Origin of the sequence: Burkholderia sp. Tr-862 (genome assembly GCF_011753085.1) — a bacterium.
Taxonomy (GTDB): domain Bacteria; phylum Pseudomonadota; class Gammaproteobacteria; order Burkholderiales; family Burkholderiaceae; genus Burkholderia; species Burkholderia ambifaria.
The window spans coordinates 70,910-84,492 of record NZ_VWWG01000007.1 but is presented as its reverse complement, the minus strand read 5'-3'; the positions used below and the strand labels follow the sequence as shown (position 1 = coordinate 84,492).

The window sequence follows — 13,583 nt, the reverse complement described above, 5'->3', positions numbered from 1 at the left end:
GTGCTCGAATTGCGCTATTACAGGCCGCCCGGCAGCTTGTTCATGCTGCTTGCGCCACCGCCCATGGATTCGCCTGCCGAATCCATGATGTAGCCAACCATGCCGAGCGCAGGGCCACCGAGACCGTAACCGAAGATGGAACCAGTAGTGACCTGCTGATCGCCCTTGCTCTTTTTGATGCCGTTGTTGATCCCGACGCCGGTCGCGGTAATGCCGCAGCCGTAGCATGCATAGATGAGCGCGTCGAAGGCCGAACCCATATCGTTCTTCAGCGACTTCGCGATGCCGCCGAGGCTGATTGCTTCGGCAGGAGCCGCGAACAGCAGACTCGTACCGATCAACGATCCGAAGACCGTTACGGCAAGCCGGAAATTCGAGAGCCGAAGGTTCGCCGGAAGGAAAGCGTGCCAGGTAGCCGCGATAGCCAGAACGATGATCGAAATACCGAGCGCGGGATTCGTGAAGGCGAGTCGGCCGAAGAAGGCGATTGCGAAGACTGCCGAGAGAACGACGTTTCGATGCGTCAGTGCATACAGGTGAAGCCGGGCGATGTGGTGTTTCATTGGTGTTGCTCCATAGCGGTTAAGAGGTTAAGCCGATCGTTGCTTTAAAAGCATCCAGTGTGGCGGTGATGTTCACGAGAGCCGCACCACCTAGGATGTGAATGAAACCCTTCCATGCGTAGTCTTCGTACCCTCCTCCTCCACCGCCGTTGGATGCCTTTCGCAACATCGTCCATCCCTTCAGTCCATACCACCAACCAAAGGTAGAGATAATTGTCAGCACGGCGTTGATGGCTGGCGCGAATGCTCCGGCCGCGGAAGCGCCCGAGTAGGCGACGAGACCATAGGTCGCTTCACTCTCGCCCATCGATGCAAGCGTGCTATTTACGGCGCCCGAAAAATGGACGATCAGCGCACCGATAAAGAACGCAGCGAAAATGCTTTGGCCCGATATGTCGGCACCGGGCGATGCCGACTTGCGCATCGCGTCCGAGATAGCCTTGCTGCAATAGAAGATGCCGATGCCGACAGCGACCGTCTGCGCAAGAGCCTGGAACGCAATGATGTCCTGAGCAATGTTGACGACGATCGTTGTCAGGTCCATTACTGAATTACTCCCGCGGTCGTATAGATCTTGTAGTTGTCCGCATCGATTCGGGTGACTTCCGATGTTCCGATCTTGTCGCCGACCGCTACGACGATCTGTTTGCCGCTATCCTCGTCAACAATCCAGCCTTGGCCGGGGATCACCTGTTTGATGTGATAGCCAAGCTGGACTTCGACGCCGCGGCGCTTGTGCTTGCTCGTATGACGTGCATGCGCCGTTGCCTTCTTCGCCGGGGTTTCGGTGGCCGAGTCGGCATCGTCAGTTGCGCTCGAGTCGGATTGCGCGACGGTCGCGGCGGCCGTGCCTTTGGTGCCGTGCGAGCCGCGATGTGCCAATGCGCTACGTGCGGTCTTCAGTTCTCGTTTGAGCTTGCGGATCTCGGCATCCTTCGCATCCGTTGCTTGTGCATCGGGTGCTGCGGCGACAGCCGGTGCCGTGGTCGTAGCGGAACTTGCACCGGTGAGAATGCCGCCAGCGGCTCCGGTCAATGTGCCAGACGCGGGAGTCGCCGCGGCCGGCACCGTCGATGCGGCCGCTGCCGTGGCCGTAGCATTCGCGCCTGCCGCCGGCGAAGACGCGCCCAAATCGAGCGGCAAGCCGTTGACCTTGGGGCCTGCCGCGTCGGTTGCCATGGAACTGGACGCGACGGTCGGAACGGGGCCGGTGGGCATGCCCGGATTTGCTTGTGCCGGCAGCGTGGTTACGCCCCCTTGCGTCGCATCCGTCGCGCCGGCTTGCGGCGGCAAGGGCGAGGGTGTTGCCGTATTGGGAATCATCCCGCCGGTGTCGGACGGCAGTGCACTGACCGGCGCATTCGTGAACTGTGCGTTCGGTTTCGACTTGAACTGCTTGTAGCCGAACATGGCCGCTATCACGAGCACTGTGCCGCCTGCCAGCAAGACGGGCGTCGGGATCGAGCGCTTTTTCTTCGGCTCGGTGTCAAAGGTCGCGATGTCGGCAGCGTCGTCAGCAGGGTGGCCCGTGGCATTCGGATGCTCATCGACCAAATGCGCATCCAGGTTCGCCGTGAAGTGATCGTGTTGGCTCATATGGTCGCTCGTTGTGAAATACGTATCGAGGTAATTATACGTAAATTATCAGGCATGGAAATGACGACTATTGGATGATTACGTCCTGCTTAAATAGGATCAGGACCGGCGTGTTCATTTCCACGCGGCCGGTGATCGCCGGGATGGCGGAAACCTCTTGTTGAATGACGCCTTGCATCCCTTGAATGCCGCCCGAAACACCCGCGCCGATCAGTTGCTTGCCGCTCGGGTTGGGGTTGTTGACTTGGGTGACACCGCCGATCGCGTTTTGAGTCACGGTTGATCCGGCGTTGCTGTACACGCTCCCGGCTGCGCCGAGTGCGCCAAGAATGCCCGGAATTAGCACGCGCTCCGGTATGTGATGGTCAATGTCCGCGGGAAGCGCATTGCTGAGCGTTTGGTCATTCAAAGCGACTGCATTAATCGCTACGGTCCTGCCTTGGCACGTCATCGTTGTGAACGATGCACTGACGCTCTGGTTTGTGAGCTTGCCAGTGCCGCGTAGTTCAGAACCCTTGCAAGGGCCTTGGTCGAGCACTGCGAGAACGTCTGAAGGCACGCTCGTGTCAATACCGTTTTCGAGGTGCGCGTAATACTTCGCGCTGTCTTTGATGATTGCCGGTCGCGCTTGTGCCGCTGCCGTGGGCGCGCCAGTCACGTCGCGTTGTGCCACTGCCGCTGCCGCAGCCTGCTCGCCCTGCCGCTGCAAGCCGAGCACTTCTTGTGACTGCGGGGGGTTGTCCCATTGGGTCGCGAGACTCTGGATTTGCTGACCCACACCCGGAGACGGCGCGGGCAACGGGGGTAGCTGCTGCGTTTGCGCTTGCTGCGACTGCGGCGACCCGCCCGGATGCTGATAGTCGATCCGCTCAGGAGTTGCGTTGTTGTCTCGCTGCTGAAGCTGTTTCTCCAGTTGGCTATTGTCGGAAAGCGCGGGTACGAAGGTGCTGCCTGTCTTTTGAGCCGTCGCCAACTCCTCCTGATTCTGGCGATTGAGCGCCTGCGTATAGTGCGGCGATTCCTGCGAGGGGGTGCCGCCCTGCGAATCAACGGTAGGAATGTCGAATTGCGCCGCCTGATCCTTGCGGTGTTTCATGGCGGCAATTGCCACGCCTGCGCAGACGACTGCCAGGACGACGACTCCACCAATGACCTTTGCATTGCGCATAAAGCCGGGGTGCAGCTTTCGAGAACCATTGCCGGCCATCGTTACTCCAGATCAAGAATGATGTTGCGGGTTGCGCCGTTGGCGCTGACTGTGACGACAGGCGTCTGCGGGATCTCGTAGACGTGGGTGCCGTCAGCCGCCGTCAGAATTCCGTAGTAGGCGGGGTTGTGCAGCGAAAGGCTGGTGCGCAGAACAATGCGATCTCCGATTGCCCAAGCCTTCATGTCCGAAGAGGCGTTTTCGATACGAATGGGCTTCGCGCCCGGCGTGTCCACTCCGTCCAGCAGGGACTGCATATAGTCCTTGGGGAGGTCGATCGCAGTCGTTCCGCGAACGGGTGCGATCGCGTTTGGGCCGCGGCGCGGGATGCGCACGTCGAGGCGGTAATCCGTTTCCTTTTGGCCTGCGATCATCTTGACGACTATCGGAAAAGGAAGCTCTTTCAGGAAAACCGCAACATCGCCTTCAACATAGTCGCCGTCCGCAGTGATCGTGATCGATGGAATCGACGGAACAGGTTTCAGCACATCGAACCGGCCCTTCGCCATGTTGTTCACTTCGATGATGTCCCACGGTGCGCCAGTGCTGTCGATGAAGTTGACCGTTGCCCCAAGGTGGCTCACGCGCACGATCGGCGGTGGTGCGCCCGGCGAGAGATCCACGGTAATCGATGACGAGACAGGCTTCGAAGGCGTTCTCGCGCTCGTGGATGCCGCGCGTTTTGCTTGATCGATACGCTTTCGCAGGGCTTTGATCTGGTCGCCGGTCAGCGGCGACATCGTGCTGACGGCCGCGTCGTAGTTGACAGTCGCCTGGTCCACCAACGGGGGGAGCGGTTTCGGAGCGTTGGGGGCCGAATATACGTTGCCAGCCGTGTTCGGCATCGAACCTGCTGCGCCTGCCGCATAGGATGTCTGACCGGCGGGGGGCTGCCCTGCTGCGCCGGAATTGTAGGGTGTCTGCCCTGCTGCGCCTGCCCCATTCGTCTGCGTCATTTGCGCGCTTGCAACTTGCGCTGCGCCGACAAGCGCGAGCAAGCACATCGACTTCGTGAATGCGCTCGTCATCGATTTCGCCTCAGAACGGATTGCCGGTCACCACCGCGTACATCTTGCGCGTGTCCATGATGCCGGTGAGCCAGTCCTGCGCACGGCGGTTTGGTGCCGTGCGCCACAGTTCCTCCAGTTCATCGCGGGTGGCAATGAACGGGTCGACCAGTTCGAACACTTGATGCCAGTCGGTGCCCTCAACGCTTGCCAGCGGGTGAGTGCCCTCCTTTTCCTGCGAATCCTGAGCAATGTCGATTGCCGTGGGAAGGGGTTTGAAGCCGTCAGTCATGCCGTCACCTAGTTGTTTACGCCGTTGCCGAGGAATCGGGTTGCACTCGTTGAGATGCCATCCGGGCTGTCGACAGTCGGGACTCTTTCAATATTGGTCTCGATAATGAACGAGTACGATCGCTTCTCCGTCTGGCTGACCAGCGTGATCGAAATGGGTTGCTGCACGGTCCATTTGAAAATTGGGTCACCGCGTTTTGACGTGGCTGTCACGACGCCAGCACCGGTTGCAACGACAGAGGAGATTTGATGGCGGTCGCGGATCTTCGCGATGAGATCGGAGTACCCCTGATCTGCCATTAGCGCCTGGTACCCCTGATCGGTGTAGCACCCTTTGGTGCCACGGAGCGAATTCAGATGCTCTCTGAGATCCTTGTCCACGAACGTCAGCGTGAACGATCGCGAGATGCAGTCTTGCGCGAACTGCACTACCTTTTCCTGCGAAACGAGCGGCTCATTCAGCGGGACCAGTCGGATAAGGCGGCCATCCGGCGTAACAGCAAAATAAACGGGCGGCACATCACGATTGATGAGCACCGCATTCAGGATGATCGAAACGAGCAGCGCGATCGCGAGGATCATGTTGCTGCCGAGCAGTTTCGGCCAACTGAACTTATAGAGAAAGGTCTCTGCGAGCAGTCGCACGGCCGGATGTACTCCCATCCAGCCTGGTGCAGGCGCGCGTGCCTTCTGATTCGGCGTGGCCATTAGAGCCCTCCTGCCTGGAAGCGAGCCGGGTACAGCAAATGTATTTCCCGGATGCCCTCGCGCTCAAATTCGGGGTGCCGAGCCACAACGGTCGTGATGAGCCGGCGAGCACATTCGAGCATCTCGATTTTGGCCGACTGCGCAGACGGCAGAGTGGCGCGTGCGCAGTCTTGATCCTTCAACACCTTCACGAGACGTTCGGCAATGTCCGGGCTCGGAATCGCGCCTTGCTCCAGCCGGGTCAGATACGGACGCGAAATATCTGCCTTCGTGCAGATCTTGTTCGTGTCGAGGTTGTTGACGATCCGATACGCCTTCAAAAGCGTAAGAGGCTTCGAGTCGGTGGCCATGTTGAAAGTGTGTGTATTCTATATCGTTATAACGGTACGCAAATTATTCTCGCCGCGTTTTTGCTTGTCAAGCAATTTTAGGTAACGTCAAGCGAGGTTGCACTTTGTTACGTATAACGCCAAGCGCGCCACGCATTCATTTATGCGTAGCGCGTGGCGAGGGTGGAGCGTTGTGGCGTCTTGCGGCGCTGAGATCGACGCAGGAGATTTGCCGCCGATCAGATGCGTCGAAATCGACGCATCTTTGCGTCAGTGGCGTGCGGCGAACGAGGCCAGCTTTCCCGAGCCGGCCTCGTTCTGCTCATCATCAGAAGTAGCGGACGCTGCGTTCTTGTTGGCGTCGGACATGCGCTGCACCGCACGAAGCAAACCGCGGATGCTTTCGTTGAGTTGAATCGCGCGCTCGGCGCGGGTGGCAGCAACGTACAGCAGATTCAGTTCCTCTTCAGGTACTTTATCGGCAGGCAGCAGGATTTCTTTATCGTCAGTTAACTCGAAATAGTCCTCGGTCAGCACAACCTGGTCAAATTCCAAACCTTTCGAACTGTGTGCTGTCGTGAATACGATGCCGCCCATAAGCGTCTTCGGGCTCGCAGTGGGGACGTGGCGGCTCTTGAGTTCCTCGATCAGTTCCGGGATGCGTTCGCCGTAGGTTTCCGCGATCTTGGCGAGGAATTTCAGTTCGCGATCGTCGGTGTCCTCCGCGGCCAACTTCAGGTGTGCCAGCGTGGTGAACTGCTTGATCGCTGCATCCTTGATGAGATGGTGTTCACCCGTCGTCAGGTAGTACGCGTCCATCATCATGTCGAACCGGTACTTTTCGGTGCCGCCAATGAAGTGGTACGGCTTGCCCGACTCCAAGCTGGAAACGGCCGCGTCGAACAGGGCGGCGTTCGTGCGCGCGATCGTGCAATAGGTTTGCGCGCGGTCGATCTCGAACTGCGTCGTTCGATGCTTGCCCAGGCCGGTGATCGGACGAGGGATCTTGCGGAAGGTGCCGAGAAGTGCAGTGGCGACAGCCGCGACGCCGGACCCAAATCGGAAGCTCGTCGTAAGGAAATGTCTCTCGTCAACCGGGATCTGCCGCATCGCGTTCGTGGCACCGCGAAACTGATAGATGGCCTGGTTTTCATCGCCGATGACGAGCAGACCTGTTTTCTGGTTCTTGAGGATATCCAGCACGGTCGGATTCAGATCCTGCGCTTCGTCGCAGATGATCGAGGTGTACTTGCGCGACAGATCCGGATTGGTGAGCTGCCAGAGCTTGAGGTAGCCATCGTGCGGAAGAGTGATATCCGCACACTTCGGGTCGCACATCTTCGCGAACAGATCCTTTGCGCTCTGGACGACGATTGCACGCTGGCCCGCCGGCACCTTCAGATCCTTGGGGATGCTCTGGTCGGTGACGGTTTTGTCGGCCGAGCAGAACCATGACTCGAGAGTGGACTTGACCAGTCGCGCCATGCGCGGATTCACCTGCATTGCCTTCGCGATCGCCATCGGCCGCATGTCGCCGAGCTTGGCCCCCCACCCTGCATTCCCGAGATCAGCGAAGAGCCGCGGCACGATTGCAGCGTAAGCCAGCGAATGCATGGTGCGGCACTCGACCCATGCAGGGAACTTCGTCTTCGCTTCCTTCGCGATGCTCGTGTTGTATGCCATGTACAGGAACTTCTCCTGCGGGCGAGCTTCCGCGAACTTCACTGCGGTTGTCGTCTTCCCTGTGCCTGCATAAGCATTTACGCCGACGCGCCGGGCCGTCGTACCAATCACCTTCGCCTGCTCGGGAGTCGGCGGTGACGCCGGCTTGGTTTCAACGCTCATGGATGCCTCCTGTTACGTATCGTATCAATGATACGTGCGAAGTCGGGCGCGGGCAATCCGGATGGGAACGTGTTCGGTCAGTTGGGCTTCGGCGTTGGATCGTTGGAGACCACCGGCTTCGCACTCTGCTTGAATTGGAGCCAGGCGGACCGGCGCGGCGCATAGTGACGGCGTGCGGTTCTTGTTGAGCGGTGGCCGAGAAGTGCGGCGACCTCCTCCGGCGACGCGACCGCTTTGGTGTTGGCGGCGAACTGGTGCCGTGCCGAGTACAGCGCATACCGCTTTGACGAGTCCCTGCCCCAGATGGACTTGCACGCGCGATTCAATGCCTCACCGCAGCGGTTGTGTATCTGATTGAACGTCATGCCCTTGCCGCGTAGCTCGCGCAATGCATCGAGGTGCGCGCGAATGACCGGCAGGTCATCCGCGCGCACGGGAACGGTACGGCTTACGCCTGTCGCACGCCCGTTGGTGGCCTTGGCGTTCTGGACGACGAGCGCTGACTCGTCCTCAGACAGTTGTGCATTCTGCCATTCGCACGGACGCAGGCCCGTGGCGAGCGCGGCCATCAGCCAGAGGGCGGTCCGTTTCGCGTAGTCCCCTCCCTGTTTCGGATTCGCCAGGTTGGCTACGAGCACATCGTAGTCGCGCTTCGGGATGCCCTTCCTTTTTCGCGATGACGTTTGGCCTGGTTCGCGTTCCGGTTTGCAATCCGAATAAGGCAGGGCCCGGATCTCGTTCGCGGTGGTCTCGAATATCTGGTCGCCACTGCGTTCGAATTCGATCTGGTAGCGGCATACGAGGCTTGCTTGGTACTGCCTGAAGGTGGACCACTTCCACTCTTGCGCGTGCCTCTTCATGTAGGCGACTACATCGCTCGGGGCCGGATACGCGTCCTCGGGCAACTGCATCTCGTCCGCGATCCTGCTTAGCAGGCTGTCCGCCCGCTTCAGGTAGCGGGCCACTGTGTCGTCGGTCCTGGTTTGATACCGGGCGCGGTTGGTATTCATTCTTGTTCGCTTCCTTCTTGGTGCGGTCCCGCTTGTGGTTGTCGGCTGCGATGGTATCCCGTCCGCTCGATTTCGCCCTGCCCGCCTGCTGCTCTGTCCGCTTCCCGATTGTGGTGGTGTCCTGCCTTGCAGACCGGTGACGGTCGATCGTGTGCAGGCGGTTCGGTCTCTGCTCGTGCGGTGTCCTGGCGATGTCGTGTCCTATCGTGGTGAGTTTTCGTTACACGGTGAGGTATCACGTAGCGGCTATATTACATATAGCCGCGTTACACACGCATCTTCGCTGCGGTGTAACCGCCACATAGGGTTCTGTTTCACGCATGATACCTGCACCGGATCGAAAACGGGCGGCATTAGTGACCGGGTGTTGTTGGGACACGTGCGAAGAAGTTCGCGCGGTCAGCCGAAGGCGAATGTGCGGTGTGTGCCTGGCGAAGCGGCGACCTTGTTGGATTGGGCGCGACTGGTGGTCTGAGTGACCGGGCGGGGTTTGGAAGCGGACTGAGTGGGGAGTGCCGGGAGCGGACAGTGAGGTGAATTGGTCGCGGGTGGCGGTGAGTGGTGACGCTACAGGAGGGTCGGTTGTTACCACGCATACTGCGATGCGTGGTAACAACCGACAGGTTACCTCATGATGTTGAGATTCATTTTGTCCATCAAGGACAGATCCACCTTGCGTGCGGGCGTCTTCGTGTCGTGAACAAGTTCCGGCGTGTTGCGCTTTTCGGCTGTTACCACGCGTGAAATCTCGTCGGTGGTCGTGGCCTTTGCGGGGGCCGGAGGGGGATCTTTCGGCGCGGGAACTGGTGCTTGCGGAGGCTCGGCGGCGACGACCGGGCGCTGCGTGGTAACAGGCAGCGCGCCCTGCTCCAACATCAGCCCGAGTGCTGCAAGCTGCCGCAGCCTGGCCATGCGCTTGTACAGGCTGACTTCCGACAGAGCGTTGTACAGCGCTCTGTCGGTGGCGTCGTTCACCGTGCCGTTGATCCTCAGCGGCTTGCGTTCGACTTCAGCCATTGTTCACCCAGCATTTGGAAGCCGCGGACGTTGGCGAAAACGGGATCGGTGCCCACGTGCACCTCCAGATTCGCGAATCGGGCCTTCACGGCGTCAAGGTACAGATGCGTCGCCCCGCCCACGAGGATCACGTTCTCAATATCGACCACGCCCTTTGCGCCGCTGATGAGCTTGTTGACCGCGCCATCGGCCTGCTGACGGATCAGAGGACGGTACTTTTCGAGGTCGACCTGTTTGCCGTAGACCCGCAGCGGGCGGCCCGTGCGCAGCGATTCGTCAATGCGCATGATGTCGCCCGGATCGCACTTGAGATCGGCCTCGATGGCTTCTCGCACCGAGGCAAGGATCGTGGACGCGCCGGCGTCGTTGACCGCCGCCGAACGCGAATCGATCGGGCGATCACCCTCCGACGTTACCCAATCCAGCGTGTAGAAGCCGGGATCGATGATGAGGTTTCGTTCATCGAAAGCGTGGCTCATGCCGTTCTGGACGACATAATCGTAGAAGCCGCCCATCGGTTGGGGAACCACCGTAACCTTTTGAATCGTTACGGTTTTGTCTCCGAACGTGTGCTCGCCGCACACGAACTCTTCGAGTTGTCGGCGCTTTGCTTCGTAGGTGGTCAGGGGCAGGCCGAGAACGAGGCACGCGATATCGGCCACCTTCATGTAGGCCAGCGACGCGCGGACCAAAGCCAGGTAGCGGTTCGAGAGGCAGAAGTTCTCATCGAGCACGCGGTCATGGCTGCCGCCGCCGAGCGCCAAGCGCACCTCCTTGCCCACCTCGTAGGTCTCGCCGTCGAGCGAAATCTTCACGGTGTCCCGTTCCTGGCCGATCGCGTGCGAGAAGTTGTTCTGCAACGCGGTCGGCGTCAACGACGGAAACATATCGCAGATCTCGTTGAGACCTTGGTCCAGCGAGCCAACCGTGAATTTCGTGTTGCCGTAACCGACATCGACTGCACGAACTGCCAATTCCTTACTCATTGTCATAGCCCTCTCAAAGGAAACGACGCACCGCTGCGTCATTGCTAGCCATATTACGTATCGTTGCAATGATACGCAATAAAAATTTGCGTCGTTTGCATGCGCGCGCCCTACCCGAGACGCAGAAACGACGCATGTATACGTCGTTGAATCGGGTGGTGCGTTGGGGTGGCCGGCGGCACGTGAAATGAAACGACGCATACATGCGTCGTTTCTGCGTCGATTCCTATCGGGGAGTCGAGGTGAGAGGCGAGTAGGGCGCGTTGGAAAAATGCGTATGATTTAACCGGTACGCAACAAATCGTTGATCGTGACTTTTACGTATGCTACGCTTGATACGTAATTTTTCGGCCGGCCGGCCGGCTACAGATAAGAGCAAATCTATGCAACTGACACGCGTAGCACTATTCATCGCAGTCAGCGGGGTCGCGGGCTGTGCGCAGCCGCCTGTTGCGGTTGACCCAACGGGTCGAATGCTGGACGCGCAATTGAATGAGTCCGCTAAGAAGATTGATCACCTCCTCGGTGATATCTCGCGCGCGGGAGGTTTGTCGTCTGTTGCGCCCAAGACCGGAACCGTGGTCGTGAACGGTGATCTCGTGACTGTCGATTGGCAGGGTGATGCGCCTGAAGTGCTGCGCAAGCTTGCTGAAGCGAAGGGGCTTAAGTTCTCGGCCCTCGGTCGAGCGGTGCCGGTGCCGGTCTCCATCGATACCACGAATGAAAGCTTCATCGACGTCCTGCAGAACATCGGCACGCAACTGGGCGGCCGAGCCGACGTGGTGCTGAAAACCGACGCTCTGGAGATCCACTACCGTGCGATTTAAGCGGACGGTCCTCATATCCGCGTGCGCAGCACTATGGTGTGGCCTGTCGGCCGAGCCTGCGTGCGCGGATATGTCTCTGGATGACCTCGCAAACCTCTCGGTGGATTCGCTTCCCGCTGTTGCTGCCATCTCGCCCGCACGGGCGAACATGCTGAACGAGGTGGCGTTGCCCCTTGGAAGTCACAAGGGCCTCGCGGACCGCTCCGCCGTTCTGATCGCGGAACTTGAGGCGCGGGCGACGCGGCTCGATACGCTGTACCGGTTCAGCGCGCTCGTGATGAAGAACGGGATGCTTCCGCCTGTCATCAGCGAGGCGCGAGATGCGGTTGAGGCGACGGCGGACCAGATTCGCGCAGCCGATCGTATGTACAAGATCGTCGCGCCTGCGAGGTTTGTGACGATCGCGCCATCGTGGCGGGACTATCTGTTTGTCGGTCTGCGCATCAAGCAAACGCAGGATCTCCCGTTTGCTGCTGTTTTGCCGAAGACCTCGGCCGAGCGCGCTTACTGGAAGGAACAAATCACGATCGGTTACGCGCAAGGCCAAAAGCTCGCGGACCAGATTCTAGAGACAAACCGGGCGCGGCTCGACCGCGACTATATGGGCATGCTGCGCTATTCCGAACTGCTCAACAAGGGCATGGTTTCCGAGCCGACAGTTGCCGTGGCACCGAGCATCGTTTCCGGCGACAGAAACCAAATCAATGTTGGCGACACCCTGTATCGGGTAACGGACCACGGTGGCTTCGTGATCGACCCTAACAAGTGGCAGGCGACCATCGCGCCAGGCGATGCAGCGGCAGCGAAGCGAGGGGCCAAGTGATTAGTCGCCCCGAGCCGTTCAACCTCCAGCCGAATTTCGGACTGGACAGCCTTCAGTCCTTTCTCTCCTACTGCAACGACGTGGGCTCTTCGGACATTCTGTTCCAGACGGGCGACGTGGTGTGGGGAGAAATCAAGGGTCGTCAGCTTCCGCTTACTACACGGACCATCAAGGACGGCGAGATCAAGACGCTGCTCTCTATCGCGTTCGGAAGCGAGGTGATCGGCGTCATCAAGGGCGGAAACGACGCAGACCGGCCTTACCGGTTTGTGGTCGAGCGTGACACGCGTCGCTATCGCGTCAACATTGCTGGCGCGCAGGTCGGGGATGCTGAAGATGGGTTGTCCATCACGATGCGAACGATTCCCGAAGTTCCGCCCACTTTGGACTCGCTCAAGCTCCCTTTGGGAATTCGCGAAAACCTGTTTCAGCCGCGCGGTCTCGTTCTCGTGTGCGGGCCTACCGGTTCGGGAAAGACGACGCTTCAGTCGTCGTTCTATGCCCACACCTCGGAGACGGATGGTGACGTGAAGATCCTGCTCTATGAAGACCCGATTGAATTTCTGTTCACGAAGGTAAAGAACGCGGGACCGAAGATCCGACAAATGCAGATCGGCCGTCATATCCCGAGCTTCGCGCGCGGCATCCGCAATGCAATGCGATGCAAGCCGACATTGATCGGAATCGGCGAGGCTCGCGACGCGGAAACAATCAGTGCGTTGGTCGAGGCGGCACTTACCGGCCATGGTGCTTACGGGACGATGCACACGGAAAGCGTGCCGGAGACAATCAGCCGCGCTATTCAAGTGTTCCCCGCTGATCAGCACTCCGCGATCGCTTCCAAGATTCTCGGTTCGCTGCGACTGATCGTCGTGCAGATTCTGGTGCCGACGCTTGACGGCAATCGTCATGCCGTCCGGGAGTATCTCTATTTCGATCGCGACATCAAGCGGGAAATGAGTGATATGCCCTACACGCAATGGGGCGCGTTTCTCCGAAAGGTCGTTGGAGAGAAGAAGCAGGACATGGCGACCGGCCTTCGAACACTGCTCGATGATGGTCTGATTGACCAGAAGGCGTTCCGGCGCTACGCGGGTGAGGCGATCGCATGAAGATGCGTCGTTCGTTCTGGAGGGACGCTGCCTTGATTCCGCGCGTCGGGCCGATCGATGCGCGCGCATTCTTCCCGCTCCTTGGCGCGTTGTTCTATCCGCGCAAGTGGTCGTTTGCGTTGGCGGTGCTCGCGATTGTCGGGTTTTTCATTATGGAGAAGCGGGGATACACCCTTCCGGTGCTCCTTCGCGCAATTCGCCACAAATTGCGCGGGGCCGTGGTCCATGCGCGTGCTTGGTGGCATCACCGGAGATATTAGGA

General features: G+C 59.4%; 16 protein-coding genes. 4 read left to right on the top strand and 12 right to left on the bottom strand.

The annotated features are described in order from the left end of the window. Positions 1 to 17 precede the first annotated feature (17 nt). The 12 genes from F3J14_RS04420 to F3J14_RS04365 all read right to left on the bottom strand — a co-directional run bounded on the left by F3J14_RS04420 (position 18) and on the right by F3J14_RS04365 (position 10,559). The gene (locus F3J14_RS04420) at positions 18 to 563 is read right to left on the bottom strand and encodes a hypothetical protein (RefSeq protein WP_166721963.1); all 546 of its coding nucleotides are present in this window, start codon (positions 561 to 563) and stop codon (positions 18 to 20) included. 19 nt (positions 564 to 582) lie between these two features. Then, the gene (gene traQ, locus F3J14_RS04415) at positions 583 to 1,107 is read right to left on the bottom strand and encodes a conjugal transfer protein TraQ (protein WP_166721962.1); all 525 of its coding nucleotides are present in this window, start codon (positions 1,105 to 1,107) and stop codon (positions 583 to 585) included. After that, positions 1,107 to 2,159, bottom strand: coding sequence for a hypothetical protein (locus tag F3J14_RS04410; RefSeq protein ID WP_166721961.1), 1,053 nt, complete (start codon positions 2,157 to 2,159; stop codon positions 1,107 to 1,109). Before F3J14_RS04410 ends, traQ begins: the two co-directional genes overlap by 1 nt. Positions 2,160 to 2,226: 67 nt before the next feature. Next, positions 2,227 to 3,366 carry a DotG/IcmE/VirB10 family protein gene (locus F3J14_RS04405; protein ID WP_166721960.1) on the bottom strand — a complete coding sequence of 380 codons (1,140 nt, stop codon included), beginning with the start codon at positions 3,364 to 3,366 and terminating at the stop codon, positions 2,227 to 2,229. Between the two features lie 2 nt (positions 3,367 to 3,368). After that, entirely contained in the window at positions 3,369 to 4,394 is a 1,026-nt protein-coding gene (locus F3J14_RS04400) for a DotH/IcmK family type IV secretion protein (RefSeq protein WP_166721959.1), read from the bottom strand. Between the two features lie 10 nt (positions 4,395 to 4,404). After that, entirely contained in the window at positions 4,405 to 4,665 is a 261-nt protein-coding gene (locus tag F3J14_RS04395) for a hypothetical protein (protein WP_166721958.1), read from the bottom strand. Positions 4,666 to 4,673: 8 nt separating this feature from the next. Continuing rightward, positions 4,674 to 5,372, bottom strand: a complete 699-nt coding sequence (locus F3J14_RS04390; RefSeq protein ID WP_166721957.1) for a DotI/IcmL family type IV secretion protein — start codon at positions 5,370 to 5,372, stop codon at positions 4,674 to 4,676. Continuing rightward, on the bottom strand, positions 5,372 to 5,722 hold the full coding sequence (locus F3J14_RS04385) for a helix-turn-helix transcriptional regulator (protein WP_166721956.1): 351 nt from the start codon (positions 5,720 to 5,722) through the stop codon (positions 5,372 to 5,374). Before F3J14_RS04385 ends, F3J14_RS04390 begins: the two co-directional genes overlap by 1 nt. A 249-nt stretch (positions 5,723 to 5,971) precedes the next feature. Further along, positions 5,972 to 7,546 (bottom strand): UvrD-helicase domain-containing protein, encoded by a 1,575-nt coding sequence (locus tag F3J14_RS04380; RefSeq protein WP_166721955.1) that lies wholly within the window; start codon positions 7,544 to 7,546, stop codon positions 5,972 to 5,974. Between the two features lie 77 nt (positions 7,547 to 7,623). Next, complete coding sequence (locus F3J14_RS04375; RefSeq protein WP_247682122.1) at positions 7,624 to 8,556, bottom strand: site-specific integrase; 933 nt, start codon at positions 8,554 to 8,556, stop codon at positions 7,624 to 7,626. A gap of 624 nt (positions 8,557 to 9,180) precedes the next feature. Continuing rightward, the gene (locus F3J14_RS04370; protein ID WP_166721954.1) at positions 9,181 to 9,573 is read right to left on the bottom strand and encodes a hypothetical protein; all 393 of its coding nucleotides are present in this window, start codon (positions 9,571 to 9,573) and stop codon (positions 9,181 to 9,183) included. Then, the gene (locus tag F3J14_RS04365) at positions 9,546 to 10,559 is read right to left on the bottom strand and encodes a PRTRC system protein D (protein ID WP_166721953.1); all 1,014 of its coding nucleotides are present in this window, start codon (positions 10,557 to 10,559) and stop codon (positions 9,546 to 9,548) included. The genes F3J14_RS04370 and F3J14_RS04365 overlap by 28 nt, the downstream gene beginning before the upstream one ends. A gap of 383 nt (positions 10,560 to 10,942) precedes the next feature. Between F3J14_RS04365 and F3J14_RS04360 the strand changes: the two genes are divergently transcribed. From F3J14_RS04360 to icmT, 4 genes are all read left to right on the top strand, one after another. Next, positions 10,943 to 11,386, top strand: coding sequence for a DotD/TraH family lipoprotein (locus F3J14_RS04360; protein ID WP_166721952.1), 444 nt, complete (start codon positions 10,943 to 10,945; stop codon positions 11,384 to 11,386). Between the two features lie 70 nt (positions 11,387 to 11,456). Then, positions 11,457 to 12,209, top strand: coding sequence for a type IV secretory system conjugative DNA transfer family protein (locus tag F3J14_RS04355; protein ID WP_166721951.1), 753 nt, complete (start codon positions 11,457 to 11,459; stop codon positions 12,207 to 12,209). Beyond that, entirely contained in the window at positions 12,206 to 13,321 is a 1,116-nt protein-coding gene (locus F3J14_RS04350; protein WP_166721950.1) for an ATPase, T2SS/T4P/T4SS family, read from the top strand. Before F3J14_RS04355 ends, F3J14_RS04350 begins: the two co-directional genes overlap by 4 nt. Further along, positions 13,318 to 13,581: an IcmT/TraK family protein gene (icmT, locus tag F3J14_RS04345; protein ID WP_166721949.1), complete on the top strand. Its 264-nt coding sequence runs from the start codon at positions 13,318 to 13,320 to the stop codon at positions 13,579 to 13,581. Before F3J14_RS04350 ends, icmT begins: the two co-directional genes overlap by 4 nt. The last annotated feature ends 2 nt before the right edge of the window (positions 13,582 to 13,583 follow it).